Raw genomic sequence first — 25,973 nt, forward strand, 5'->3', positions numbered from 1 at the left:
CTCTATGGATCGATTTCTCCGCGTCTCGCGGGATGTCGAAAGCGCTAACAGTCACGGATGGATACGAGCGGTCATGAAACGCGTCCGCTTTCGGGACCCGACGGGAACGATTCGCGGCGGTCGCTGGCTCGACGAGGATGGTGACCCGCACGTGACGACGGCACTGGGCGAACCCGGCGACGACGCACCCGGCGAAACCTATCCGGCCGACACTGTCGACGTGCTCCCGCCGGCCGAACCGACGAAAATCATCGCGATTGGGCGCAACTTCGCCGACCACGCCGACGAACAGGACGCCGACGTGCCAGACCGACCGTTACTCTTCGTCAAGCCCCCAAACACAGTTGCGAGTCACGGATCGACGGTCTCGCTACTGCCCGACAAAGAGCGACTCGATTACGAGGCCGAACTCGCGGTGATCATCGGGGAGACCTGTCACAACGTCGACGCCGACGAGGCCGAGGACGTGATCGCGGGCTACACCTGCTTCAACGACATCTCCAACCGGGACGACCAGCGCGTCGAGACCAACTGGGTGCGTGGGAAGGCCTTCGATAACGCCGCGCCGATGGGACCGGTACTCGCGACGCCCGAGGAGGTGCCAGCCGATGCGACTATCGAGTGCCGCGTCAACGGCGAGACGCGACAATCCGGCAACCGCGCGGATCTGGTTTTCGGCGTCCCCGAGTTGATCGAGGAGATCACGACGTACATGACCTTAGAGCCGGGTGACGTGATCGCGACGGGAACACCCGAGGGCGTCGGGCCGCTTGCCGACGGGGATCGCGTCGAAGTCGAGATCGAGGGGATCGGGACGCTCGAACACGACGTCCACATCCCGAGCTGAAGCCACGAACTCGGCCGATCCGTCGCTCCTTGCTGGCCGCATTGTCGGAGTCCGAATGGCTATGGGCTCTCCAGCCATAACTGTCGACATGCGCGACATCCCCGGTATCCACCACGTCACGGCGATCGGGAGCGACCCCGGCGAGAACCTGGCGTTTTACACTGAGACGCTCGGCCTCCGGCTGGTCAAGCGGAGCGTCAACCAGGACGACGCCTCCGTCTATCACCTCTTCTATGGCGACCATTCGGGGTCGCCAGGAACCAGCATGACGTTCTTTCCCTACCCTGGGGCTCGGGACGGCCAGGTCGGTACCGGCCAGGTCAGCACGACGCAGTTCCTGATCCCCGGAGATGCCGTCGAGTACTGGGTCGATCGTCTCGACGATGCCGACGTCGATGTCGACGAGCCACGCGAGCGCTTTGGCGAGACAGTCCTGCCGTTCGAAGACCCCGACGGCCTCCCGCTGGAGTTGGTCGCCGTCGAAGACGCTCCCGCTGGCGATCCACCGGACAGCCCCGTTCCCGAGGAATACGCGATCCGCGGATTCTACGGCGTGACACTCGCACTGTCCGATATCGACGCCACCGCACGCGTCCTCGAAACGATGGGTTACGAGCAGACGGACAGTGAGGGCAACCGGGTGCGCTACGAAAGTGACGGCGACCTGGGGTACGTCGTCGAATTGCTGGCCGACCCGGACCAACCCCAGAGTCGGCCGGGTGCAGGAACGATCCACCACGTCGCGTTCCGTGTCACGAGCGACGACCAGGCCGACTGGCGCGAAGAGTTACAGAGCCTCGGGCTGCGGCCGACCCAGATCATCGACCGCAAATGGTTCGACTCAGTGTACACCAGGACGCCCGGCGGCGTCCTCTTCGAGTACGCGACTGAGGGGCCAGGTTACACTGTCGATGAAGACCTCGAAACACTTGGTGAACAGCTCGTTCTGCCTGAATGGCTCGAAGACCGACGCGAGGAGATCGAACAGGAATTGCCGCCGCTGTCGGTCGAGACGAACAACTGAGCGAACTGTGTTGTGTGGTCAGAAGAGGCCGAGACCGACGCTGTAGGCCCAGGACTGACTCGCCACGGCGGCGAGCACGAGTGCCCCGCCAGCCATGACGAGGTTCTTCAGGAATTGCGTCATCTCATCCTGTTGCTGGTCCTCAGGAACTGCCCAGAAGTCGTGCATGGTACCCGCCGAAACGAGCAGGAACCCAGCGATCACTACCGCGCCGACGACCGGATAGACCCCGGTCGCGATGCTGAGGCCACCGGCCACGAGGACGAGACCGGACGCGAGGACCGAGAACCCGGGCGCTGGCAGCCCCTTGTGTTCGGCATAGCCGGTCATCGCCTCGCGCTGCTGGAAGTGATTCAACCCCATGAACGCCAGCACGACCCCGAACAGCGCCCGGCCGGCCAGCAAGACGATCCCATCGGTGCCTTCAATCGCCATCAGGCACGCACCTCTGTTGCGTTGTGACTCGTCGTTATCGTGCGCTTCGATACGTGAGTTGCCTCGTCGATTACCAGTATCATTTCGTTAGTTGGTTCGTTTGCGAACCTATTTATGTTCTCGGCGACAATAATACCATCAGATAACACCGATGTCACCCACGGCCACAAGTCAGGAGCAGTCCGTCGAGGAGCAAAACGCCGCGGCCTGTCCGATCGTCGAGGCAGTCGAACAGATCGGCTCCCAGTGGCGATTGATCGTATTATACGACCTCGCTGAGGGCGAACAGCGGTTCAACGAACTCAAGCGATCGACTGGGGCGAGTTCCCGAACCCTCTCGCGTGTGCTCGACGACTTAGAGGACGCCGGCCTCGTCGACCGACGCGTCGAAGATCGCCCGATTGCGACCTACTACTCACTGACCGAGAAGGGACAGGCGCTCTGTCCGATATTTACGGACCTAGAGGGGTGGGCCGACGAGTGGGTGGACGGAATCGACGCGTAAAGGGACTGTGTCGCCGTAATTGCAGAGTATTCTCCATACCACACCTGCACAGAAGCGAGGAACCCTCCGCGAGGCTAAGTATTTTGAGACAGGGACAGGAAGTATCGAGTATGCGGGTCTTGGTGGGGGTTGGCGGTACAGAGCGCTCGTTCGCGGCCCTTGAGGGAACGGTCGAGCGTGCCAGGCAGGCGGACGACGCGGTGACTGTGGCGATATTCGACGATCCGTCGGCGACGTTGACGCGGGGGCAAGTACGCGATCGAGTCGGGACGCTTCTGGAGGATTGGGACCGACAGGTCGAGATACGGGATGTCGACGGCGACCCAGGGTCACAATTGGTGGAAGTCGCCGAAAGTGGCGAGTTCGACCAGTTGGTGCTGGGGAATGGCAACCGGACGCCGATGGGGAAGATTCAATTGGATAGCATCGCCCAATTCGTCCTGTTTAACTCTCAGGTCACCGTCAAACTCGTTCGATGACTGATCGTTCACCCTGGACACCGCCGCCACGGTCGTTCGCCGACACTACCGGCCGGTCGATCCGTATCGAACGGGGGATCGACGACCGGGCGGCACTGATTGGGATGTACGAGTCCTACGCCCCACACCATCGAGCCCAGGGACTACCGCCAGTGGGTCGTGAACGGATCGAAGACTGGCTCGATACCGTCGCGGGAGGACTCAACGTCGTCGCCTGGCACGGCGACCGCGCGGTGGGACACTCGGCCTTGCTCGGCAACGATGACGATCACGAGTTGATGATCTTCATCCATCAAAACTATCGACTTTCGGGGATCGGCTCGCGACTTATCAGATCACTCTTGGCCGACGGCTACGCGGAAGGCGTCGAAACGGTGTGGCTGTGTGTCCGGCCGAGCAATACGATTGCCGTCTCGCTGTACGAATCGGTCGGCTTCGAGCGGTCGAACGAAACCGGGAGCGACCTCGAAATGACGCTCTCACTGCAGGAGTGACAGCTGTCACGACCAGTGACGATCACCGGAAATCCGACCGTCCGTGAACACCGACTACCGCGCCGGAATGGTCCTGCATGGCGTCGGCCGTCTCGTCAGGGACACCCGTCAGTCGAACAGCGACGTCCCGAAGCGACCCTCCATCGGTGAATAACTCCGCAGCCGCAGCGATCGAGGCGTCGGCGTTCACGTGGACGCCGTAACACGCTGCATACAGCTCCAGCCACTCTACTAACGCACGGTCGAGTGCACGAGAGACGTCTGCCGCCAGCGGCATTTCGCCCGCTCCCATCGAAGCCTCCTGATACAGCGCCACGGCCGGTCCCACGCCGTCCCGGAGATATTCGCGAGCTCGTTCCCGGTCGGGTGGCTCGTCAGGGGGCAGAAAGCTCCCCCTCGCTCGTCGAGCTCGTTCGGCGAGTGCCTGCACGCGGACGCGATAGGCGTACGACATCGACTCACCGGTCTCCGAACCCAGTTTCTGAGTGTCCCCATCGGCTGGATACTGTCTTCCCGGAGTCGCTGCTGGCAGTGAGTGTCGGTCGTCCCAGCGCGGCCGGGCGGACGGCTCTCCAGACGGATGGGGTCGCAGTCGGCAGCCACACATTCCCAGGCGTCATAGCTGTCTATCGCTATACACGATTCCCTCATATTATTCCGTGACGAATACCCGCCGGGATTTCCGGAATCGGAACTGCGACCTGGGGTTACTCAGTGCGACGGGTAGGGTCAACATCGATCGCGTCGACCGGACAGACGTCGACACAGAGCATGCAGTCGATGCACTGGGACTCACGCGCCGGGTCCGCTTTACGGTCGCTGACGGAGTGGCCCGGCGTCTCGACCCAGTCAAAGACGTCGACGGGACAGTCTTCTAAACACGCGCCATCGGCCAGACAGACGTCGAAGTCGACGGCGACGTGGGTCCCGTGAATCCCCAGTGGCTCCGGTTCCTCGACGGGGCCCCACACGTCGTGGCCCTCGTGGTCGTCGACAACCTCACGAGTTGACTCGAAATCGGAATCGATAGGCACTGTACTCCAGGCTCGAACGTGTAGCGGTATAAAGCTACGTCAGCGGGCGGTGATCCCCGGTATCGACCCCCCTGGCAGCAACGATAACTCGACAGTCGTCCAACAGAGGGATAAGGGTCCTCGGCGAAAAACGAGTATGGCAGCTGACGATCTCGAAACGACGACCGTGACGGTATCGACAGACGACGCAAGTGACGACATGGAAGTCCCGCTCGCGCTGATCGAACTGTTGACCGAGGGCGACGAGGATGTCCCGACCGTCGTCGCGGACATCGCGATGTTCGGCCTCGCTCAGCGGGTGCATACAGCCGTCCACCACAGCCAGGGCGATCCGAGCGCAGATATCGAGGCAGACATCGAAGACATCGAGGCCGCGACCGACGAGCGCTTCAAGGAGCGCTTTGGCACGAGTTTCGATGAACTGATCGACCACAGTCACTGACCGGGCCGCCGTACTCGAGTCATCACCGCGATCACGAGTAGCGCCGCCAGTCCCATCGCCACATCGAAGCCGGGGCCGCTCGTTGTCGTCGTGGCCGTGTTCGATGGTGTCGTTCGCGTGCCGACGGTGTCCATCGGACCCAGCGACCGATCTATTGCTGTCAGTCCTGCCGGCCCTGGTGCGTTGACGATTGTCACGTTCGATCCCGCAGCGACCACGGCGAACGCGTCGGCATACGGGCCTCTCGGGATGACGTAGCTATCTTCACCGACTTGCGTGGCGTCGTAACTCTCGAGCACACGGCGGTAAGCGGTCGCGAACTCGCGAGCGTCGGCCCGCGTGTCCCACGTGGTCTCCCAGACGTAGCCGGTGTGGCTGCCGTTCGTGTACCCACGGAGCGTGTCGTTGCCCCAGCCGTCGGCCGGGACACTCGCGTAGCCGCCCGCGACCGATCCGTTCGAAACCGGCATCGCCACGTTTCGCGTCCGGTTTTGCTGTTCGAAGAGAAGGCGGATTCCGACCTCACCGATCCGCTGGTTCGTCCCCGTCGCCTGCCAGGCCGGGCCTGATCGATCCTCCTGCTCGATTGGCACGGCGGACTCGACGTTCCGCTCGGGGTGGATCACTGGCTCCATCGTCCGCGGCAGGGACTGGTGGGTACCAGTAACGGCGTCCCACCCACCGCGATCGCGAAGTGTCTGCACGTACGTCGCGCCCTCCTGGTAGGGCACGCCCATCAGCCGTGCGATCGCAGGTGTGACGTCCCCGGATGGCGGTGCCAAGCCGCCGGTGAGACAGTCCCACTCGCCGCCCGCACACTGGCGCCGATAGAGGCCGTCGACGAGTGAGGCCTCACCCTCGATGAGTCCGTCCTTGGCGAGTTCCCCGTCTAACGTCTGCCGCTGGTAGCGCGGAGCCGAGAGATCGAAGTGCTGGTCCTGGAGGACGTGAACGAGTTCGTGGGCAAGCACGTACTCCGAGACCTTCGGCCGGTCCGGGTCGGGCGTGAGGAGCACGATGTGATCGACACCCTCCTCGGCCGCCATTCCGCCGACGCTGGCCAAGATCGTCTCATGGACGGCCGTCCGAGCGTCCTCGTCTTCGCCAACGATGAACAGCGCTTCCCAGGTTGCGTTGTCGCCCCGAAGCTGGGTCACGTTGCGATCGACGTAGTGTTCGACTCCATCCCGCGTGACGAACTCGATAGACGTGTTTGCGGTGAACTCCAGGCCGCGGAGGTACTCGACGCGGGCCATTGTCCGGGCGAGAACGCGCTCGCGTTCGGCCGGCGTGAGCCCATCGGACTGGTCGACGTCGATCGATTCGTTGTACCAGTAGCCGTGCTCCCAGCCGATCACGTCTGTCTCGGGATCGGGCGGTGCGGTGTCGTTGTTCGGGCCGTCCTCAGCCGCGACGGGACCGGCCACGACCGCGCCAGCGCCGACGACAAGAAGCCCACCCACCACGAGCACGACGGCAGCGGAGACCAAGCGCGTCATTATCGGGTTGCTGTCGGCAAGCGCCTAAAGCCGTTCCGCCTGAGACCGATCCGGAAGCCCTCTGATCGCGATCACGCGACGGTCCACTGGAGCAAGACGCCGTCGTCGAGCCGCTCGACTGACTGGAGTTCGAGGTCGGGGAAATCTGCGATGAACCCGTCGCCGTCAGCCAGCGTTGGGGCGTCCCGACCGCCGATAATCTTCGGGCCGACAAACACGGACAGTTCATCGACGAGGCCAGCCTCGAACAGCGAGAAGATGAGTTCGCCACCCCCTTCGACCATGAGTTGGTCGATCCCGTGGGATTCTAACTCGGCCAGCGCCGCGTCGAGCGCAACGCGCTCTTCGCCGGCCACGATCACCGTCGCGCCGGCCGCGTCGAAGCGGTCGATTGACTCCGGGGATACGGCCTCGGTGACGAGCACGAACGTCTCGGCATCATCGTCGAGAATCGTTGCGTCGGTCGGGGTCCGACCACGAGAGTCGGCCACCACCCGCGCAGGCTGGAGAGGGGCACCGCGCTCGCGACGCGCCGCGACGCGGGTCTCGTCGTCAACAGTCACGGATGGATCGTCGGCGAGGACGGTCCCGACCCCGACCATGACGGCGTCGCTGTCGGCCCGCAACTGATCGACGCGATCGAAGTCCGCCGGGCCGCTGATGGCGATCTGTTCGCGCTCGCGGGTCGAGAGCTTGCCGTCCGCACTCGTTGCCGCATTGACGACGACGTGCATCGTCCGTGTTTCTCCCGCCCTCCGAAAACGACTTTCGGCTCCCTCGGAGGAGGTTACGGACAAGCAGGCCGAGGGCGGTCTTTTTATTCGCGCCGGTCGAACCGACGCGCATGGATGTCGAAGACAAAGCCGAGGAGCTCGCCTCCGACCTCGGTGTCACAAAAGAGGAGGTCAAAGACGACCTGGAGAACCTCGTCTCCTACAGCGTTCCCTTAGAGGAGGCGGTCCAGAGTGTGCGACGCAAGTACGGCGAGGGCGGAAGCGACGGATCGGAGTCCATCCCGGAGAAGGACATCGCCGAAATCACGACTGACGACGACGGCGTGAGCGTGACCGGCGTCGTGCTGACGGCCGGCACGCGCTCGATCCGGTATCAGGGCTCCAACCACGTCATCCACGAAGGTGAATTCGCCGACGAAACGGGCAAAATCTCCTACACGGCCTGGGAGGACTTCGGGATCGAACCCGGCGACATCGTCACGATCGAAAACGCCGGCATCCGCGAGTGGGAGGGCCAACCGGAACTCAATCTCGGTGAGCGGACGACGATCGCGCTCAGCGACGACGCGCTCGACGTGCCCTACGAGATCGGTGGCGATCACGCACTCGCCGACCTCGCACCCGGCGATCGTGGCGTCAACGTCGAGGTTGTAGTGCTGGAGGTCGAATCCAAACGCATCGACGGCCGCGACGGGGAGACGGAGATCCTCAGCGGCGTGTTCGGCGATGAGTCTGGTCGGCTCCCCTTCACCGACTGGGACCCCCACGAATCGATCGAAACCGACGCCACAGTCCGGATCGAGGATGCCTTCGTCCGAGAGTTCCGCGGTGCCCCATCAGTGAACGTCTCGGAGTTCTCGACGGTCGCGCCACTCTCCCGGCCGGTCGACGTCACCGACGAGGCCCCGCGGTTGTCGATCCGCGAGGCCGTCGACAGCGGTGGCCAGTTCGATGTCGCAGTCGTCGGCACCGCCATCGCAGTCCGTGATGGCTCGGGACTGATCGAGCGCTGTCCGGAGTGTGGCCGCGTCGTCCAGAACGGCCAGTGCCGGAGTCACGGCGCAGTCGAGGGCGAAGACGATCTACGCACAAAAGCGATCGTCGACGACGGCACGGGGACCGTCACGGCGGTCCTGGACGAAGAGCTGACTGCCGAGGTCTACGGCGGTGACCTGGCAGACGCCCGAGAACACGCTCGGGATGCCATGGACAAGGAAGTCGTCACGGACGCGATCCGGGACGCGATCGTCGGCCAGGAGTTTCACGTTCGCGGCTCGCTGAGTGTCGACGACTATGGCGCGACGCTAAACGCGGCCACGTTCGAGCCCAGCGCGGACGATCCCGCCGATCGTGCCCGCGAACTGCTCGCGGAGGTGGGCCGATGAGTGCCGACGAGGACGGCGACGACGGGAGTCCGGGACGGCGAGAGGTCGCCTACCGGGTCTTTGCCGCCGAGTTCGACGACGCCGACTACGAGTACTCCGAGAGCGACGAGGAGCGCGCGCCGAACTACGTGATCACGCCGACCGGCGGGCGCGTCAATCGGTTGTTCGCCGTTGGCGTCCTGACGGAAGTCCAGCCGGCCGGCGAAGACATCCTCCGGGCGCGGATCGCCGGCCAGACGGGCACGTTCGTCGTCTATGCCGGCCAGTATCAGCCCGACGCCCAGGCGTTCCTGGAACGCGCCGAGCCGCCGGCGTACGTCGCCGTCACCGGGAAAGCCCGGACGTTCCAGCCAGAGGACAGCGATGTTGTCTACACCTCGATCCGACCCGAGAGTCTCAACGAAGTCGACGAGGGGACCCGCGACCGCTGGATCGTCCAGACTGCCCGCCAGACCCTCGAACGCGTCGGGATGATGGCGACGGCGATGCAACTGGACGCCGAAGGGGACGCACTCGCCGCGGCATTGGGCGAGCGTGGCGTCCCGGACGGACTGGCCGCAGGGATTCCTCTCGCGCTTGAACACTACGAGACGATGCCGGGCTACCTCGCTGCCGTCCGGGAACTGGCACTCTCGGCCGCCGAACTCGTCGCAGGCGAGCGCGAGGAGGTCACGGACCTGGCGATCGCCCCCGACGACGGTGGCGAGGCCGACCTCGACGCACTGGCTGAGACGGCACCCCTCGAAGACGCTGTGTCGAATGGAACGGCCGCGAGTGGCGAGGCCACAGAGTCGGCCGAGGAGACAGCCGAGACAACGGCCGCCGAGACGACGCCCGAAGCGGGCGCATCAGCGACCAACGGCGACAGTGAGCCAGTCAACGAAACCACGAGCGAACCATCTGTAGAGACGAGCGACGCGTCCACAGAAACAGGCGAAGCATCCGACTCGCCCGCAACGCCGGACGAGACAGTCGAGTCGGCCGCCCAACCGGACGAGAAAGTCGAATCGTCCACCGAACCGGACGAGACAGTCGAGTCGGCCGCCCAACCGGACGAATCGACCGAGACGACCGCCGCAGTCGACGAGTCGGTAGCGGCCACAACGGACGACGAACCGTCGACATCGACGGACGACGAGTCGGGGGATCTCGGTGACTTCGACGGCGAGTTCGAGATCGACGACGAGGAACGCGAGGAGATCAAATCCGAGTTCGGGACGGAGTTTACCTCGGGGACGGAAGTTGAGGATCCCGGCGAGGCCGACATCGAAACGCCGGATCCGGAGGAGGTGGCCGAACAGGACACAGCCAAGACGGGAGACGGTGCCGAAGGGACAACACCGGCAGCAAGCGAGACTGCCACGGCCGATGAACCCGCCGACGTCACCGCTGAAGCGGCCGTCGAGGAGACAGAATCTGACGCCGACGAAAGCGCCGACAGTGACGCGGCCGACGTTGACCTCGAAGATGCGGTCATGGATGCGATGGCGGAGCTTGATGACGGCGACGGAGCCGATCGAGAGGCCGTGATCGAGGCCGTCGTCGACGCCCAGGGCGTCACCGAGTCGGCCGTCGAGGATGCCATCCAGGACGCGCTGATGAACGGTCAGTGTTACGAGCCCGGTGAGGGCACGCTGAAGCCCATCTGATGGTCGTCGAGCCGGTCCCCGACGCGCCCGCCGCAGTGGTCGATTTGCCCGACGAGCGCGCATTGGTTCTCGCAGATGTCCACGCCGGCATCGAGGCCGGCCTCCGCCGGGAGGGAGTCGAAGTCCCGTCCCAGGCGGACGATAGACGAGCAGCCATCGAAGCACTGCTGGATCGAACGACGCCGGATCGGGTTGTGATTGTGGGCGATCTCGGACACACCATCGGGAGCCCCGAGCGGGCGGAACGGGCTGAGATACTGGATATCGTCGAGACAGTTACCGATCGGGTCCCACTGACGCTCCTAAAGGGCAACCACGACGGCGAGATCGAATCGGTGTTCGGTGATCGCGAGGCCGTGACGATCACCGGCGGGGACGGCATTCGGCTGGGCGACGTGGGCTTCGCGCACGGACACACCTGGCCGGCACCGGACGTGCTGAGGGCCGAAACGATCTGTATCGGCCACGAGCATCCGGTCGTCCGACTGGAAGACGACGTTGGCGGGGCACGTAAGGAGCGGGTGTGGCTCCGTGGCAGGCTCGATCCGACTCCGTTTGAGGACCACTTCGGCGATGAGTGCCCGCCGATCGACGGCGAACTCGTCGTCTGCCCGGCGTTCAACGATCTCTCGGGTGGCACGTGGATCAACGTCGCCGGGCAGTCCTTTCTCTCGCCGTTCCTGCCGGGAGGGCTGGTCAGCGGTGACGCGTATCTCCTCAACGGGACGCGGCTGGGCCCGTACGAACGCGTTTAATCAGACGACGAGCACGACCGCGCCGCTCACGACGACCACCCCGAGGACAGTTGTGACGAGGACGCCGAGGCGGTAGGTGCCAAGCACCCAGACCAGCGCGACCTTGACGGCAGTGTTCGCGATGGCGGCGATGACGATGGCCGTCGTCGCTGCTGCCGCCGTGATCGCGTCCTGAGCGGCGAGTTGACTCGCCGTGATCGTCATCGCATCGACGTCGGCCAGCCCGGAGAAAAAGGCAGTAGCGTACAATCCGGAGGTACCGAACCACTCGCTTGCTGACTCCGAGACAAGCAACACAACCGCGAAGATCGCCCCAAAGAGTAGCGCCGGTCGGAGACGAAACGGGTTCTTGAGTCGCTCCGGCTCCACCGTCTCGCTCGCTCTCGTCTGCCAGTAGAGTCCACCAGCCGCAATCGCGCCGACGACGGTCATCCCACCGAGGGGCAACGCCACGCGCGAAACGAGGCCGGGATTGACGACGGCGACCTCGACGAGCGCGCGGGGAAACATGACGATCGACGCCGTGACGACCGCAAACGCACAGACGCGAGTGATCGTCTGGTTCTGGACCGCCTTCTCGGCCATCGAGACGGTCGTCGCGGTCGAGGAAACGAAGCCGCCGACGATCCCCGTGATCGCGATGCCCCGTTCCAGCCCCAGGATCCGACCCAGGACGTACGCCACAAAGCCCAGGCCCGTGACAAAGACGACCATCAGCCAGACGAATCGTGGGTTAAGGCCGTACAGCGCGTCGATCGACCGATCCGGGAGCGCCGGAAGGACGACGAGCACGACTAGGATGAACTTCGCCGACGCGCGGCGTTCGCTCGCCTCGATCCGGTCTGCGAACTCGTGGATCGGATCTTTGACCGACAGCAGGACCGTCACGGCCCCGCCGACGACGATCGCCACGACCCCACCCCGGGCGGAGTGGGTCGTCATCGCACCGAGCAGGACCGTCACCAGCGCGGCCACCAGCGTCGTCAGCCCGATGTCACCCTCGATGAGGACTTTCCCGACGTACGCGATCGTCAGCGGGAGCGCGAGAATGACGATCGCGACCGGGAGCACAGTCGGGAAGAACGCCTCGATGAGCGCGCCATAGAGCGCGATCAGCGGAAAGGTTCGACTCCCGGCAAACGTGCCGCCCGACTCGCTCTGCTCGCGCTCCAGTCCGATGAGTGCGCCGAGTCCGAGCGCGAGGGCGAGGCGGACGAGCACGTCGCCCAGTGGGGCAGTCGCCGGATCGACCATCGTCTACTTGTTCTGCTCGAATGATTGTTAACTTGGCCCCCGGGTTGACACCCACTCGAATCGAGATTTATAGTCCCCGGGGTTCGAGTCAACGTATGGCAGTACTGGTACCATACGACAGTTCGGAGCCGGCCAGGGACGCTCTCGAGGAGGCCGTGGGCGAGTATGGCGACGACCGTATCGTCCTTCTGCGCGTGATAGAAGTCGCCGATGACACCTTCCAGGCGGGATTCGGTCTCATCCGGGACAGTCTCGATGACGACCCCGAGCAACTGGCCGAAGATGTCGCTGACGAGGTGTTGGAAATCCTCGAAGCGACGGACGGCGACTACGACGTCGAGACGACGGTCGGAAAGCCCGAAAGAGAGATCGTCCGCTACGCCGAGGACCACGACGTCGATCGGATCGTGATGGGGAGTCACGGCCGGGACGGCGTCTCGCGAATCCTGCTCGGGAGCGTCGCCGAGAAAATCGTCCGTCGGTCGCCGGTGTCGGTCACTGTCGTCCGGTGAGGGGTCCGTCGGGCCCTCTCAAACGCGTTCCCGGGGCATGAGATCCGAAACGTCCTGTTCGGCCAGCCACTCGGCAAGCGCGACGAGTTCGTCACTGGCGGCGTCGAACAGTTCCGCACCGATCTCGGCGCTGGCGTCCGTCTGGTCGCCGAAGACACCGTTTTCGCTGTTGTCGATCGAGTCGTAGAACGTCCGAGCCCCGTGGACCCGGCCGATGGCCTCGCTGACCTCGACGAGGCCGCCGTCGCGTGCGTCCTCCAGGCGATCCTCGTGGACGAGTTCGGGATAGAGATGCTGGATGAGTGCGGTCTCCTTCGGGCCACCGTGGGGGCCGTTGTGTTCGAAGGCCTGGTCGATCTGCTCGGGAATACTCTCGTCCCACATCCACTCCACTGCGAAGACGACGCCCTCGTTGCGAAGCTTGCGACCAACCTCTCGGAGGTGCCTGACGTTGCCGCCGTGGGCGTTGACATAGATGACGCGGTCGATACCGTGCTCGGTCAGGCTCCGCGTGATGCTCTCGACGTAGTCACGGAACGCCGACGGGTCGGCCGAGGCCGTCCCGGGGAACTGCCGGTGATGGGTCGAGACGCCGATCTTGATCGTGGGTGTACAGAGATACCCGGTCCGATCGGCGGCTTCGCGGGCGAAGGCTTCGGCGATGAGATGATCCGTGCCCTCGGGGAGATGCGGGCCGTGTTGTTCCGTCGAACCCAGCGGCACCAGTGCGATCGATTCCGACGCAAAATAGGATTCCAGGTCGGGCCAGGCTTCCTCGGCGAGGTACATGGGTGCCGTTCAGAGTCCCGTCGGCAAGAACGTGTCCCAGAAGGGGCGACTGTGGGGCGCGAGAACACACCCTCCAATGCGTTTAATCGGTTCAGAACCGTACCAACGGTAGCATGAGCGGGGCAACAGGCGACGGTGCCGCCGCGTTCACTCACCTCGGCGAGGCTGTCCGCCGCGCGCTCTCGGAACGCGGATTCGCCACCCCGACCGAGCCACAGCGCCGGGCGATCCCGCCGCTTTCGGCCGGCAAAGACGCGCTGGTGATCGCCCCGACCGGGAGCGGCAAGACCGAGACCGCGATGTTACCCGTCTTCGATGCACTCGCGGACGACCCACCGGACGGGATCGGCGCGCTGTACGTGACCCCGCTGCGGGCCTTGAATCGGGACATGCGCGACCGTCTGGAGTGGTGGGGCGAGACGCTTGATCTGGAAGTCGACGTTCGCCACGGCGACACCTCCGACTATCGCCGCTCCCAACAGGCCGACGATCCGCCTGACGTGCTCGTGACGACCCCCGAGACGCTCCAGGCCATCCTCACGGGCGAGAAACTCCGGCTCGCGCTGGAATCGATCGAGCACGTCGTCATCGACGAGGTCCACGAACTCGCGGCCGCAAAACGCGGGGCGCAGTTGGCCATCGGCCTCGAACGCCTCCGGGAACTGGCTGGCCCGTTCCAGCGGATCGGCCTCTCGGCGACCGTCGGCGACCCCGAGGAAGTCGGCCGGTTTCTCACCGGTGATCGCGGTTGCGAAATCGTCGAGATCGACGCCGGCAGCGCCCTCGAAATAGACGTCGTCCAGCCGACAGTCGAGGACGGCGACGATGAGATCGCCGGTCAGCTTGTCACCGATCCCGACGTCGCGAGTCACGTCAGGACGATCGACGAGCTGATCGCAACCCACGACTCGACGCTGGTGTTCGTCAACACGCGCCAGACAGCAGAAGCACTGGGATCGCGACTCAAGGAGTATGGCACCGACCTGGGCATCCACCACGGCTCGCTGGCGACCGACGCTCGTGTCGAAGTCGAAGACCAGTTCAAGGCCGGCGAGTTGGATGCGCTGCTGTGTACCTCTTCGATGGAACTGGGCATCGACGTGGGCCGGGTCGATCACGTCATCCAGTACAACAGCCCCCGGCAGGTCTCCCGCCTCCTCCAGCGGGTCGGGCGTGCCGGCCACCGCCGGGATCGAACCTCGAAGGGGACGGTCGTCACGACGGGCCCGGACGAGACGTTCGAGGCGCTGGCGATCGCCAGACAGGCCCAGGCCGGCGAGGTCGAACCGGCCGAGATCCACCACGGGAGTCGCGATACGGTGGCCAACCAGATCGCCGGAATTGTCATGGATCTCGGGGAGGTCACGGCCAGACGCACCTACGAGATCGTCACGCGAGCCTACCCGTTCGCCGATATTTCCGAGTCTGTGTTCCGTGAGATCGTCCGCGAACTCGCCGAGAATCGCGTCGTCTGGCTCGAGGAGGACGACGACGAACTCTCGAAACGACGGGGGACATGGCAGTACTTCTATCACAACCTCTCGATGATCCCCGACGAGGCGACCTACGACGTCGAAGACGGGGCCAGCGGCACGCAGGTCGGGACCCTCGACGAGCGCTTCGTTGTCAACTTCGCCGCGCCGGGAGAGGTATTCGTCCAGCGCGGGGAGATGTGGCGCATCACCGAGATCGACGAGGAAGAAGAAGTCGTCAACGTCACGCCCATCGAGGACCCCGCCGGCGAGGTGCCGTCCTGGACCGGCCAGGAGATCCCCGTGCCCTACGACGTCGCCCAGGAGGTCGCCGAGATCCGGACGGTGGCGGCCGAACAACTCCGGGCCGGCGGGGATCGGGGGTCGGTGGCGCGCCACCTTGCAGGGAGATACGACGCCGAGAGGGGGACGCTCGAAGCCGCCCTCCAGCAGGTCGACGACCACGAGGGACCGATCCCGGGCCCCGAGCAAATCGTCGTCGAGTTCGAGGGTCGGGACGTCGTGGTCAACGCTGCCTTCGGCCACAAGGTCAACGAGACACTGGGGCGATTGCTGTCGGCACTGCTGGGCCAGCGAACGGGGTCGTCGGTCGGCCTCGACGTCGATCCCTATCGGATCGGCCTGGAGGTGCCCCGGACGGTTACCGCCGGGGACGCAGTCGAGGTACTGGAGACGACTGATCCCGCACACGTCGAGGGATTGATCGAACTCAGCCTGAAAAACGCCGACGCACTGAAGTTCCGGCTCGCACAGGTCGCGGCGAAGTTCGGGTCGCTCAAGCGCTGGCGTGGGCGAGGCAGCCGGCGGTTCGGCCGCGACCGCCTGCTCGAAGCCTTGGAAGACACGCCGATGTACGACGAGGCCCTCCGGGAGTTGATCCACGAGAAACTCGCGATCAAACGGACGAGCGACATCCTCGCCGCGATCCAGGCCGGCGAGATCGACGTCGAGACCGTCGGCGGCCGGACGGCGATCGGCCTGGGCGGTCGCTCGGGTGGCACTGAACTGCTCTCACCCGAGAACGCCGATGCCAGCGTAATTCAGACGCTCAAAGACCGCATTCAGGACGACCGCGTGATCCTCTTCTGTGTCCACTGTGACTCGTACAAGCGGACCAAACCCGTCAAGCGCGTCCGCGACCAGCCTCGCTGTCCGGAGTGTGATTCGACGCGGATCGCCGCGTTGAATCCCTGGGACGAGGAGACCGTCGCCGCGGTGCGGGCACCGGAGAAGGACGACGAGCAAGAGCGACGGACCCATCGCGCCCATCAGGCGGCCGATCTGGTCCAGAGCCACGGCAAGCAGGCGGTGATCGCCCTGGCAGGTCGCGGCGTCGGACCGACTAACGCCGCCCGGATTATCAACAAACTCCGGGAGAACGAAGATGAGTTCTACCGCGACATCCTCGAACGCGAACGAGAGTACGCCCGGACGCGGTCGTTCTGGGAGTAGCGGCGAGTCGAGACGGGTGTGCCAAAGCGGTTCGACTCGCGGGGCAATGCTCTTACCGAAGATAGCGAAACAGCCATTTCTGAAATCTGTTAGGACGTGGCGTGCAAGATAGAGCGCATATCTTGCACGACTATCTGCTCACATAGCGGGCGAAGAGAATCGTTCGATAAAGAGTGTGAATGAATTGAACGACGTTTACGAATCCGCTCACAGTCCCGTCGTGCCACCGTCGAAGCGTTTCCTTTTCAAAATGCCGCGCCGGGTGGGGTACCGATGTGTAGAATGGACGCTATTTGGGAAACGACCACGAGGCGGTGATGTTGCCAGTTAGGCTGGTGCGGAACGTATACTCGCTCGCTGAACTGGGCACCTCGAACAGGATCTTTCCCTGCCGAACGATGCCGGGAGCAATCTCACCTCCTTGATACCGCTCATTCTCTGCCCTGTAGATACCCGCATCCACCTGTGAGTTTCCGGCAATCAAACTCATCGAATACGTGCCCGGAATCCTCACCGGGTTCTCGCCCACGTTTTCTGCGTAGACCTCGCAGATGACGAATTTATTCCCGTCGCTAGGGGTATGCTCCTGTTCGAAGTCTCCCGTCGTGTACGTGTACCCGTTGTTTGTCGTCCAGTCTTGGAGTGATAGCCTATAGAGCGAGTTTCCAGCCCCAAACTGTATCCCTGACTCAAGACCCAAGTCCGAGTAATCGAAGGTCTCGTGTTCGATTTCGCCGAGATTGATATTCCAAATCGCGGTCGGATCGTCGCCGTACGCGGACGTTGACTGGAGGACGAACTGTCCTTCCATTTGCTTCGGCGGGACCGAGAACAGCGCGACACCCGTTCGCGACGAGCCGGGTTGAACCTCCTGAAACCCGTTATACGACTGCTGATTCAAGCCCGATGAATACGTAATGTCGTACTGGTTCCCGTTAAGAAGGAACGCCGCAGTCGTTGGAACGTATACTGCCTCTCCACCTGTGTTTTCGACGTTGACGGTCACGAGGAGGTACGTGTGACCGGAGGTCTGGGGGACGGTCGAAGACAAGCGTCCCGACGTAGCCCAGACCAGCGCATCCTGCATCCGCGCGGATGTCGGGGTAATTCGAAGGCGGCCTGATTCTCCCGACGTAAACACCGCCGTGTTCCCGAGCCCGCCAAAATTGCGGGTCGCATCGTTCGGGGTAGATGTAGGATTTGATTGCTGGTTAGGTTCGGGGTCAGGTTCGGGGGTAGAAACCGACTTCGAACAGCCCGCTAGCCCCACCGCAACCATTGTCCCCGTTGCAACGAGGGCCTTCCGCCGAGTGATTCTCCTCGTCATGGGACATCCGATTCTAGCTTGTACGGGCTCCCACACTCCTCGCAGTTCGTCGGGTGGTGTTTCGATTTCAGCAGGTTCCCACACTGGGTGCATTCCCATAGCTTCCCCTCAGGCATAGGTTAGAGACTGGTACGTAGACACTTAACAAATTGGAACATGGTGGTGTACCCACGTTCTCCGCCACAGTATCGCCGTGCAGAGTCTCAAGAACGGGATGGACACTCGGATCATACAGAAATTCATGGGTCATTTTCTCTACCAAATTCTGGCTACAATCCAGGGTGTCATAGAACGATCCACAAGGGCTTCGTTTCAACGTAGAACTGGGCGAATACGCTGGTAAGTGTACGCTCTATATATTGCACGCCAGCTAGTAGCGATATCAGCAGACTGTCCATTGTTTCACCAGGTTAGGCAAGAGCCGGGACAGCTATCGGTCACCACGGAGTGTTTGTGCGTCCTCCTCGCGCCAGGCGGCGCGCTTTCGGACGGCGACCCGGGAGACCACCAACCCAAACACCAGAATCAGCAGGCCAAAGACCAGAAACGAGCCGATGACAGCCTGGGAATCGCCGATCGTCGGATTCGCCACGGCAGCGTCGCCGGCGAGCCCCCGCCCGAGTGCGACCAAAAGCGGCGTAATCGCGACCACTCCGCCCAGGACAGTAAGGCCACGACCCACGATCAACGACGGCACCTGTGTTCTTGCCAAGAATCCGGCGGGAGCCATCCACGCACTCATGCCGACCAGTACCAGCGCGAGTGGATTCGGCGGGAGCACGCTCGAAAGCACGAACCCTGACAGCGGCGCGAAGGGAATCGAGATCGCCAGGGCTGTCGCGAGACGGAGTGGGTACGGGAGCGTCCGGCGACGACCCATACGGCTCGAATCGGCAGTAGAGAGAGTGCTATCGACGATTTCGTTCATCGCGGCCGACGACAGGTCGCCGTCGTCAGTGCGGATTTCGAGGCCACAGTCCGGACAAATCCGGGCCCCCTCCAAAACAGCCTCGCAGGACGGACACCGATCCGCCGCTGAGTCGCTCATTGGCCGGAGTTGGACGGCCGGGTATTTGACGTTTGGCCGCACCGCCGTGTCGCGCTACCACCGGGCAGCCAGCAATCGACAGTGTGTTATTTGTACGCAACACCCGTGGCCCTACCTATGGACAATAGGGTCCTCACCGTCGTGCTCGCGAACGCACGCTCGCCGGTCGCCAGCCGGGAAACCGACACAGCAGAACTGGGATTTGGTCGCTTTCCCGGGGGTGTCTACGAGAGATGAGTCTACGTGTCGGTTTCCTCGGCTATCGGTTCATGGGTCGAGCGCACGCGAACGCCTTGGCTCGCCTGCCGATGTTCTTCCCGGACGCGCCGGCTGTCGAGCGCGCCGTGCTGATCGGTCGGGACGAGGAGGCACTGACGGAAGCGGTCGACCGGCTGGGGTTCGATCGGTACGTCACCGACTGGACGGCGGCGATCGACGACATCGACATATTGTATAATCTCGGACCGAACAACCTCCACGCCGAGCCCTCGATCGCCGCCCTGGAGGACGACGTGCATGTCTTCTGTGAGAAACCGCTCGCTCACACCCTTGAGGCTGCCGAGGAGATGGCGGCGGCCGCCCGAACGAGCGACGGGCGGACGGGGATCGCGTTCAACTACCGGTTCGTCCCGGCGATCCAGCTCGCCCGCGAGTTGATCGAGCGGGGCGAGCTGGGCGAGATCTACCACGTTCGCGCCCGATACCTCCAGGACTGGCTAGCCGATCCCGAGGCACCCTGGAGCTGGCGTAACGATGAGTCAGTCGCCGGCTCGGGTGCGCTCGGGGATCTCGGTGCCCACTCGATCGACCTCGCGCAGTTCCTGCTCGCCGATCGCGTCGAACGCGTTTCGGGCCACTTGCGGACGTTCGTCGACGAGCGTCCGGTCCCTGACGGGGCGGGCGGAATCGACGGTGACGGCGGCGGATCCGAGACGCGGCCGGTTACCGTCGACGACGCCTTCAGCACCCAGGCGACCTTCGAGGGCGGCGCGATGGGGACGTTCGAAGCCTCCCGAATGGCGACGGGCCACGACAACGGCAACGTGATCGAAGTCAACGGCTCGAAAGGGTCCCTCCGGTTCGACCTCGAACGGCTGAACGAACTGGACGTAAAGCGTCCGGACGGCCGCGGCTTCGAGACGGTCCTGGTGACCGAGGAGGACGACCCGTATGGCGACCGGTGGTGGCCGGCCGGTCACGTGCTGGGCTGGGAACACACGTTCGTCCACGAGAACGCTGCGTTCCTCGACGCCGTCGAGTCAGGGAACAAGTACGAACCGGATTTCGAGGATGGCTTGCAGGTCCAGCGAGTGCTCGACGCGATCGAGCGATCCGACGAGCGCGGCGAGCGAGTCGACGTCTGACTGGAGGGCAAACGACTTGTCGGCCCCCGCTGAGCATTGGGACATGGACCTGGAGGACTACTGGGGCGTCGGACCCAAGACCCGCGAGCTGCTGGCCGAGCAGCTGGGTGTCGAGAACGCCATCACGGCGATCGAGAGCGGTGACCTCCGGGCGTTGACCGAGGCCGGACTGAGCCGGGGCCGGGCGACGCGTATCCTCCGGCGGACCGACGGCGGCGCAATGGACGTGCTGGCGACCCGGGACACCCGCGAGGTGTACAAGTCGGTACTCGATCTCGTCGCCGAGTTCGCCGTCACGCAACACGCCGGAGACAGTATCCGCCTGCTGACCCCGCGATCGACGCGAGCGGACATGGAAGCACACCTCGAAGCCGTCATCGAGGCCAGAGACGCCTGGCAGGACCTCTCGGAAGCCGATCGAGAACGCATCACCGAGGCCTTCGAGGCCTACGATAGCGTCGAAGGCGGTGACCTGGCAGGCGTCCGGGCCGCACTGACTCTCAAGGAAGCCGGCGTGACTACCGGCCCGTTCGAGCCGCTCGGCGACCTCGACACCGAGCGCCTGGCCGTCGGGGCCGAGACACTGGAAGCACTGTCCGCGGGCGGCGTCGCCGAGGGGGCCGACGAGCGCTTAGACGACCTCCGGAGCCAGCGTGGTGCCGTCGAAGACATGGCTGCAAACCCCGAACGCGTCATCGAGGCCGTCCGCGAAACCGGTGTCGGCGGCGGCGACGCCTTCCGTGAGTCGTTCGTCCGCCACGTCGTCGAGGAGACCGGCGTCGACGTCGAGGCAGTCCGCGACGCGACGCCCCGGGAAGCCGCCGACGCCACTGACTTCGTCGCCGAGGCGCTGCGGACTCTCGCCGCCGACCGTCGGGAGGCCGTGACCGAACGGGAACGGACGGTCAGCGACCAGTTCGAGACGACGCTTTCGGCCGCCCGCGAGGCGATCGACCGGGCCGTCGAAACAGTCGACGAGATCGCAATCGCCGTCTCGCTGGCTCGCTTCGCCATCGCATTCGATCTCACGGCACCGACGTACGTCGAGGACCGGGACGTCATCGCCGTCGAGAACGCCCGCAATCTGTCGCTGCTGGGAGCCGAGGAAGCAGTCCAACCGATCACCTACGCCATCGGCGATCACACCCTCTCGGTCGATCGGGCCCGAAAGCCGCCGGATGGCGATCGCGTGGCCGTCCTGACTGGGGCAAACAGCGGTGGGAAGACGACGCTACTGGAGACGCTCTGTCAGGTCCAGTTGCTCGCCCAGATGGGCCTGCCCGTCCCGGCCGAGACAGCGGAGGTCGGGATCGTCGACGCGATCGTCTTCCACCGCCGGCACGCGAGTTTCAACGCCGGCGTGCTCGAATCGACGCTCCGATCGGTCGTGCCCCCGCTGACCGACGAGGGCCGGACGCTGATGCTCGTCGACGAGTTCGAAGCGATTACGGAACCGGGCAGTGCCGCCGACCTCCTGCACGGTCTGGTGACGTTGACCGTCGATCGGGCGGCCCTCGGCGTGTTCGTCACGCACCTGGCCGACGACCTTGAGCCGTTGCCGCCGACCGCCCGGACTGACGGCATCTTTGCCGAAGGACTGACGACCGACCTCGAACTGGAAGTTGACTATCAACCGCGCTTCGAGACGGTCGGCCGCTCGACGCCGGAGTTCATCGTCTCGCGGCTCGTCGCCGATGCCGACGATCGGACCGAACGCTCCGGGTTCCAAACACTCGCCGAGGCTGTCGGTGAGCAGGCCGTCCAGCGGACGCTGTCTGACGCCGAGTGGTCGGCCTAAAGACCCCGCGTGTTGGGGGTCGCCCGGTACAGGGCTTGGGGCCGTACTGATCGAGAGTGATGACTACGGGGGATGGCTCCGTGCGCCTCGACGTCGAGACCGGCCGACATCTAGTCGAACACGCTCGGGCGATCGTGACCGCGGCCGCGACCGACAAATCACCGCCGCCAGCCCCGGATATCGACGTTCTCGACGAGGAACGTGGGGTGTTCGTGACGCTGAACAAGGACGGTCAGCTTCGCGGCTGTATCGGCCGTCCACGTCCGGACCAGCCCCTGGCGGAGGGCTTGCGAGCGGCAGCCGTCGGTGCGGCGACCGAGGATCCACGTTTCCCGCCGCTTTCACCCGACGAACACGATCGGATCACCGTCTCGGTGAGCGTTCTGACCCCGCCGGAGACGGTTTCGGGAAACGAACCCGCCGCGATCGAAATCGGACGGGACGGACTGATCGTCTCGACGGGGCGACGGACCGGCCTCCTCCTGCCACAGGTCGCGGTCGATCAGGGGTGGTCGGCCGAACAGTTCCTCGCTCAGACGGCCCGGAAAGCCGGCCTTTCGAGGGACGACTGGCAGGAAGACGAAACGGCCATCAAGCGCTTTTCGGCGCAGGTCTTCACCGAGGAGTCACCGAACGGGCCCGTCTCCGTCGAAGAGTATACGCGCCCGGCAGGCCAGTCGCCCACCGATGAGCGGGCGACAGATTGAGGGGGCGACCCTGAATAGGTCGGCCTATGCCCGCCGATCTCACAGAAAAGACCGACCGCTACGAGCGATTGCTGGCGACGGCACTCGAAGAAGCGACAGTCCTCCCGCCAGAGACGACGCCACTCGGCGACGCAGCGACCGACTACCTGGAAATGGCCCGCTCGTATCTTGAAGACGGTCGCCACTTCCGGGCCGAAGACGACCCAGTCAACGCGTTGGCAGCGTTCTCCTACGGTCACGCATGGCTCGATGCGGGCGCCCGAATCGGCCTGTTCGATGTCCCCGAAGCGGGTCACCTTTTTACGGTATAACTCGACTGGAAGAACCCCCGCGTACCTGTAACCATGAGCCTAGTTGGCGTGTGGCGATAAGGGTTTGGGAAAGATTTATAAGTCTTTTGGACTTACTATAGGTTACGTAAGGCAATCGAGAGTACTAATATTTTCCTCTACGGTTGCCCGCGTCCCCCATCATGAGCGAAATCACGACACCCCTGTACACCCGAGACAAACAAAGCGAGCAATCGAACGAACAGCGCGAGCAAACTGACGAACAGACCCAGAGCGAGCAGGAGCACTGCCCGGAGTGTGGTGGCAGCCTCCGGTCGGACTCCGAACGCGGAGAGACGGTTTGCAGTGAGTGTGGACTGGTCGTCGAGGAAGACGAAATCGATCCAGGGCCTGAGTGGCGGGCCTTCGACTCCAAGGAGAAAGACGAAAAGAGCCGGGTCGGTGCGCCCACCACCAATATGATGCACGACAAGGGCCTCTCGACGAACATCGGCTGGCAGGACAAAGACGCCTACGGCAATTCGCTGTCCAGCCGCCAGCGCGAGAAAATGCAGCGCCTCCGGACCTGGAACGAGCGCTTCCGCACGCGAGATAGCAAAGAGCGAAATCTCAAGCAGGCCTTAGGCGAGATCGATCGTATGGCTTCGGCACTGGGTCTGCCCGAAAACGTCCGTGAGACCGCTTCGGTGATCTATCGCCGTGCACTCGACGAGGATCTCCTGCCCGGCCGTTCCATCGAAGGGGTCTCGACCGCCTCGCTGTACGCTGCCGCGCGTCAGGCGGGCGTCCCGCGGAGTCTCGACGAGTTCACGCGAGTTTCCCGCGTCGAGCGCATGGAGCTGACCCGGACCTACCGGTACGTCGTTCGTGAGTTGAATCTGGAGATCCAACCCGCAGATCCCGAGAGCTACGTCCCCCGCTTTACCTCAGATTTAGACCTCCCGGAGGAAGTCACCAATCGCGCGCGTGATCTGCTCTCTTCGGCGCGGGAAGCAGGGATCCTCAGCGGAAAGAGTCCCGTCGGACTGGCCGCAGCATCGATCTATGCGGCGGCATTGCTATGTAACGAGCGGATTACGCAGAGTGAGATCTCGGACGTCGCGAGCATTTCCGAAGTCACGATCCGGAATCGCTACAAGGAACTACTCGAAAGCGAAGAATCACTCAACAGTATCTAAGGCAGGCGGTGGTAGTCGCCACCACCGACGTAGCGGCGCTTCCGTGCCACGTTTCGATAACCACAATCGTGATTCCCCCAGCCGTCGTCGGGCACAAGAGACTTATTGATCGACAGTGACTTCTCGGTCATGGTACTGGAAAATATCGATCCGACGCAATTAGGGGCCCAAATGGGCGGCAGCGCCATCGTCGGGGCCGTGATCGGCTTTGCCGCCAAGAAAATCGCCAAAATCATCGCGATTATTATCGGGCTGGAACTGATGTTGTTCAAGTTCCTCGAATCGCGTGGTGTCCTTACTGTGAACTGGGATCGCCTCACCAACGCCTCTGCGGATCTCTCCGAACAGGGTGCCCAGGTCGGCCAGACGGTCATCGAAACGTTCGTCTCGACGGCCGGGATCGGCGCGAGTTTCGCCGGCGGCTTCATGCTCGGCTTCAAAAAAGCGTAATCGGCTGGTCGATCAGCGGTTTCTCAATTGCACTCAACGTGTCTCATGGAGACGTACTGATTGGCCCCTCCTCTGAGACACTGTACGATACGGAATCCGCGAATCGCGTTCTCACGCTTCCGGCCCATCAGCCACCGACTCGACGGGAATCTCGAACAGTCGCGCACCACAGGAGTCACAGGAAACCGTGGCGACTTCGTACTCCGAACAGCAGGAGGTCGTCGTCTCGGTGTCAAAGGACGTCGGTCCGTCACAGGCCGGACACTGCTCGATGTACAGCCGCAGACCGCCGGCGAGTTGGCCTCGCTGGGCCGGCGAGAGATCAGCCCAGGCGTCGTACCGATCGGCGAGCACGGTACATCCAGCCACGTCGGCGACCATGGCAGCCCGTGACTCCCACCGACCCATGAGCCGATCGTCGAGTCGAACGATCGTCGCTTGCTCGGTTTCCTCGACCTGAATCGTGCCCTCAACGCCGAAGGCCGTCTCGATATGCGCCGGAAGATCCGCGGTCGCATCGACCTCGTCGATGGCAGCCTTCCACGCCGTGGTGAAGCTGTCGGTCAGTTCGAAATCCTCGCCAGTCTCGTCGAATTGCAGCGCTGCAGCGTCCAAGAGGATACCTTCGATGTCCAGTTGCTGGTCCCCATCGAGCATCGCCTGATCGGTCGGGCCCGGTTCTTTGCCGAACAGTTCCAGCAGCCACGGTGGAAAGTACCGCTTCGTCACCGTCGGTGTCCCCGGAACGAGATAGCCCCGGAGCCAGATCTGGACGAGACCGAGCAGCGTCGCTAGTCCCCCGGCGATAGTGGCGATCGGCAGCGACTGTCCTACTGCGAGCACTCCCACGGCCACCAGTTGGCCACCCAAGATAGCGATGAGCGTGTTCGTGACGGTACACGGGAGACACCGGTTGTCGCCGGTGTACTCCGGCTGCCGGTACCGGTCGACGAATGAGTGGCGCGACATCAGCCGCTAATTGATAGCGGGCCGATAATAAATATTCGATCGTTTCGCGCCCACCGCAGC

General features: G+C 63.8%; 29 protein-coding genes. 18 read left to right on the forward strand and 11 right to left on the reverse strand.

Annotated elements, in window-relative coordinates:
- The first annotated feature begins 73 nt into the window (after nt 1–73).
- On the forward strand, nt 74–847 hold the full coding sequence (locus HZR20_RS00540) for a fumarylacetoacetate hydrolase family protein (RefSeq protein WP_181684646.1): 774 nt from the start codon (nt 74–76) through the stop codon (nt 845–847).
- Between the two features lie 88 nt (nt 848–935).
- Nucleotides 936–1,871, forward strand: coding sequence for a ring-cleaving dioxygenase (locus HZR20_RS00545; RefSeq protein WP_181684647.1), 936 nt, complete (start codon nt 936–938; stop codon nt 1,869–1,871).
- Nucleotides 1,872–1,889: 18 nt separating this feature from the next.
- On the opposite strand, the gene HZR20_RS00550 is transcribed toward HZR20_RS00545, so the two are convergent.
- Nucleotides 1,890–2,306: a DoxX family protein gene (locus HZR20_RS00550; RefSeq protein ID WP_181684648.1), complete on the reverse strand. Its 417-nt coding sequence runs from the start codon at nt 2,304–2,306 to the stop codon at nt 1,890–1,892.
- A 151-nt stretch (nt 2,307–2,457) separates the two neighbouring features.
- On the opposite strand from HZR20_RS00550, the gene HZR20_RS00555 reads away from it, so the two are divergent.
- The 3 genes from HZR20_RS00555 (at nt 2,458) to HZR20_RS00565 (ending at nt 3,784) form a co-directional block, all read left to right on the forward strand.
- A complete protein-coding gene (locus tag HZR20_RS00555; RefSeq protein ID WP_181684649.1) occupies nt 2,458–2,811 on the forward strand; it encodes a winged helix-turn-helix transcriptional regulator in 354 nt (117 codons plus the stop codon).
- Nucleotides 2,812–2,921: 110 nt separating this feature from the next.
- Nucleotides 2,922–3,290, forward strand: a complete 369-nt coding sequence (locus HZR20_RS00560; protein ID WP_181684650.1) for a universal stress protein — start codon at nt 2,922–2,924, stop codon at nt 3,288–3,290.
- Nucleotides 3,287–3,784, forward strand: coding sequence for a GNAT family N-acetyltransferase (locus HZR20_RS00565; protein WP_181684651.1), 498 nt, complete (start codon nt 3,287–3,289; stop codon nt 3,782–3,784). The genes HZR20_RS00560 and HZR20_RS00565 overlap by 4 nt, the downstream gene beginning before the upstream one ends.
- A 22-nt stretch (nt 3,785–3,806) precedes the next feature.
- Here the strand turns inward: HZR20_RS00565 and HZR20_RS00570 are convergent, their stop codons facing one another.
- A complete protein-coding gene (locus HZR20_RS00570) occupies nt 3,807–4,238 on the reverse strand; it encodes a hypothetical protein (protein ID WP_181684652.1) in 432 nt (143 codons plus the stop codon).
- 253 nt (nt 4,239–4,491) lie between these two features.
- Nucleotides 4,492–4,818, reverse strand: coding sequence for a 4Fe-4S dicluster domain-containing protein (locus tag HZR20_RS00575; RefSeq protein WP_181684653.1), 327 nt, complete (start codon nt 4,816–4,818; stop codon nt 4,492–4,494).
- Nucleotides 4,819–4,954: 136 nt separating this feature from the next.
- Here HZR20_RS00575 and HZR20_RS00580 point away from each other — a divergent pair, with 136 nt between their 5' ends.
- The gene (locus HZR20_RS00580; protein ID WP_181684654.1) at nt 4,955–5,260 is read left to right on the forward strand and encodes a DUF7545 family protein; all 306 of its coding nucleotides are present in this window, start codon (nt 4,955–4,957) and stop codon (nt 5,258–5,260) included.
- Here the strand turns inward: HZR20_RS00580 and HZR20_RS00585 are convergent.
- Both HZR20_RS00585 and HZR20_RS00590 read right to left on the reverse strand, forming a co-directional pair.
- Nucleotides 5,254–6,759 carry an Hvo_1808 family surface protein gene (locus tag HZR20_RS00585; RefSeq protein WP_181684655.1) on the reverse strand — a complete coding sequence of 502 codons (1,506 nt, stop codon included), beginning with the start codon at nt 6,757–6,759 and terminating at the stop codon, nt 5,254–5,256. The two genes, HZR20_RS00580 and HZR20_RS00585, sit on opposite strands and share 7 nt — an antisense overlap.
- Nucleotides 6,760–6,830: 71 nt before the next feature.
- Nucleotides 6,831–7,493, reverse strand: coding sequence for a 2,5-diamino-6-(ribosylamino)-4(3H)-pyrimidinone 5'-phosphate reductase (locus tag HZR20_RS00590; RefSeq protein WP_181684656.1), 663 nt, complete (start codon nt 7,491–7,493; stop codon nt 6,831–6,833).
- Nucleotides 7,494–7,603: 110 nt separating this feature from the next.
- Here HZR20_RS00590 and HZR20_RS00595 point away from each other — a divergent pair, with 110 nt between their 5' ends.
- Genes HZR20_RS00595 through HZR20_RS00605 form a run of 3 tightly spaced genes read left to right on the forward strand, consistent with a single transcriptional unit; the run spans nt 7,604 to nt 11,282 of the window.
- Complete coding sequence (locus tag HZR20_RS00595; RefSeq protein ID WP_181684657.1) at nt 7,604–8,878, forward strand: Single-stranded DNA binding protein; 1,275 nt, start codon at nt 7,604–7,606, stop codon at nt 8,876–8,878.
- Complete coding sequence (locus HZR20_RS00600) at nt 8,875–10,527, forward strand: hypothetical protein (protein ID WP_181684658.1); 1,653 nt, start codon at nt 8,875–8,877, stop codon at nt 10,525–10,527. The genes HZR20_RS00595 and HZR20_RS00600 overlap by 4 nt, the downstream gene beginning before the upstream one ends.
- Entirely contained in the window at nt 10,527–11,282 is a 756-nt protein-coding gene (locus tag HZR20_RS00605; protein WP_181684659.1) for a metallophosphoesterase, read from the forward strand. Before HZR20_RS00600 ends, HZR20_RS00605 begins: the two co-directional genes overlap by 1 nt.
- Here HZR20_RS00605 and HZR20_RS00610 read toward each other — a convergent pair whose 3' ends face one another.
- Entirely contained in the window at nt 11,283–12,536 is a 1,254-nt protein-coding gene (locus tag HZR20_RS00610; RefSeq protein ID WP_181684660.1) for an MgtC/SapB family protein, read from the reverse strand.
- A 95-nt stretch (nt 12,537–12,631) separates the two neighbouring features.
- Here HZR20_RS00610 and HZR20_RS00615 point away from each other — a divergent pair, with 95 nt between their 5' ends.
- Entirely contained in the window at nt 12,632–13,048 is a 417-nt protein-coding gene (locus tag HZR20_RS00615) for a universal stress protein (RefSeq protein ID WP_181684661.1), read from the forward strand.
- Between the two features lie 18 nt (nt 13,049–13,066).
- Here HZR20_RS00615 and HZR20_RS00620 read toward each other — a convergent pair whose 3' ends face one another.
- A complete protein-coding gene (locus HZR20_RS00620) occupies nt 13,067–13,837 on the reverse strand; it encodes a creatininase family protein (RefSeq protein ID WP_181684662.1) in 771 nt (256 codons plus the stop codon).
- Between the two features lie 113 nt (nt 13,838–13,950).
- Here HZR20_RS00620 and HZR20_RS00625 point away from each other — a divergent pair, with 113 nt between their 5' ends.
- On the forward strand, nt 13,951–16,782 hold the full coding sequence (locus HZR20_RS00625) for a DEAD/DEAH box helicase (RefSeq protein ID WP_181684663.1): 2,832 nt from the start codon (nt 13,951–13,953) through the stop codon (nt 16,780–16,782).
- A gap of 289 nt (nt 16,783–17,071) precedes the next feature.
- On the opposite strand, the gene HZR20_RS00630 is transcribed toward HZR20_RS00625, so the two are convergent.
- Both HZR20_RS00630 and HZR20_RS14850 read right to left on the reverse strand, forming a co-directional pair.
- Entirely contained in the window at nt 17,072–17,869 is a 798-nt protein-coding gene (locus HZR20_RS00630; RefSeq protein ID WP_181684664.1) for a DUF4352 domain-containing protein, read from the reverse strand.
- A gap of 236 nt (nt 17,870–18,105) precedes the next feature.
- Complete coding sequence (locus tag HZR20_RS14850; RefSeq protein ID WP_449272325.1) at nt 18,106–18,225, reverse strand: DUF7129 domain-containing putative zinc-binding protein; 120 nt, start codon at nt 18,223–18,225, stop codon at nt 18,106–18,108.
- Between the two features lie 32 nt (nt 18,226–18,257).
- On the opposite strand from HZR20_RS14850, the gene HZR20_RS14740 reads away from it, so the two are divergent.
- On the forward strand, nt 18,258–18,452 hold the full coding sequence (locus HZR20_RS14740) for a tyrosine-type recombinase/integrase (protein WP_181685055.1): 195 nt from the start codon (nt 18,258–18,260) through the stop codon (nt 18,450–18,452).
- 87 nt (nt 18,453–18,539) lie between these two features.
- Here HZR20_RS14740 and HZR20_RS00640 read toward each other — a convergent pair whose 3' ends face one another.
- On the reverse strand, nt 18,540–19,157 hold the full coding sequence (locus HZR20_RS00640) for a hypothetical protein (protein ID WP_181684665.1): 618 nt from the start codon (nt 19,155–19,157) through the stop codon (nt 18,540–18,542).
- A gap of 233 nt (nt 19,158–19,390) precedes the next feature.
- Here HZR20_RS00640 and HZR20_RS00645 point away from each other — a divergent pair, with 233 nt between their 5' ends.
- The 6 genes from HZR20_RS00645 to HZR20_RS00670 all read left to right on the forward strand — a co-directional run bounded on the left by HZR20_RS00645 (nt 19,391) and on the right by HZR20_RS00670 (nt 24,944).
- Entirely contained in the window at nt 19,391–20,521 is a 1,131-nt protein-coding gene (locus HZR20_RS00645; protein WP_181684666.1) for a Gfo/Idh/MocA family protein, read from the forward strand.
- Nucleotides 20,522–20,564: 43 nt separating this feature from the next.
- Nucleotides 20,565–22,319: a MutS-related protein gene (locus tag HZR20_RS00650; protein WP_181684667.1), complete on the forward strand. Its 1,755-nt coding sequence runs from the start codon at nt 20,565–20,567 to the stop codon at nt 22,317–22,319.
- 59 nt (nt 22,320–22,378) lie between these two features.
- A complete protein-coding gene (gene amrA / locus HZR20_RS00655) occupies nt 22,379–23,026 on the forward strand; it encodes an AmmeMemoRadiSam system protein A (RefSeq protein WP_181684668.1) in 648 nt (215 codons plus the stop codon).
- A 26-nt stretch (nt 23,027–23,052) separates the two neighbouring features.
- Nucleotides 23,053–23,337 (forward strand): DUF357 domain-containing protein, encoded by a 285-nt coding sequence (locus HZR20_RS00660; RefSeq protein WP_181684669.1) that lies wholly within the window; start codon nt 23,053–23,055, stop codon nt 23,335–23,337.
- Nucleotides 23,338–23,498: 161 nt separating this feature from the next.
- Nucleotides 23,499–24,494 (forward strand): transcription initiation factor IIB, encoded by a 996-nt coding sequence (locus HZR20_RS00665; protein ID WP_181684670.1) that lies wholly within the window; start codon nt 23,499–23,501, stop codon nt 24,492–24,494.
- A gap of 129 nt (nt 24,495–24,623) precedes the next feature.
- Nucleotides 24,624–24,944: an FUN14 domain-containing protein gene (locus HZR20_RS00670; RefSeq protein ID WP_181684671.1), complete on the forward strand. Its 321-nt coding sequence runs from the start codon at nt 24,624–24,626 to the stop codon at nt 24,942–24,944.
- Between the two features lie 111 nt (nt 24,945–25,055).
- Here the strand turns inward: HZR20_RS00670 and HZR20_RS00675 are convergent, their stop codons facing one another.
- Nucleotides 25,056–25,913, reverse strand: coding sequence for a hypothetical protein (locus HZR20_RS00675; RefSeq protein ID WP_181684672.1), 858 nt, complete (start codon nt 25,911–25,913; stop codon nt 25,056–25,058).
- Nucleotides 25,914–25,973: the final 60 nt, after the last annotated feature.

The organism is Halorhabdus salina (assembly GCF_013839425.1).
GTDB classification, from domain to species: domain Archaea; phylum Halobacteriota; class Halobacteria; order Halobacteriales; family Haloarculaceae; genus Halorhabdus; species Halorhabdus salina.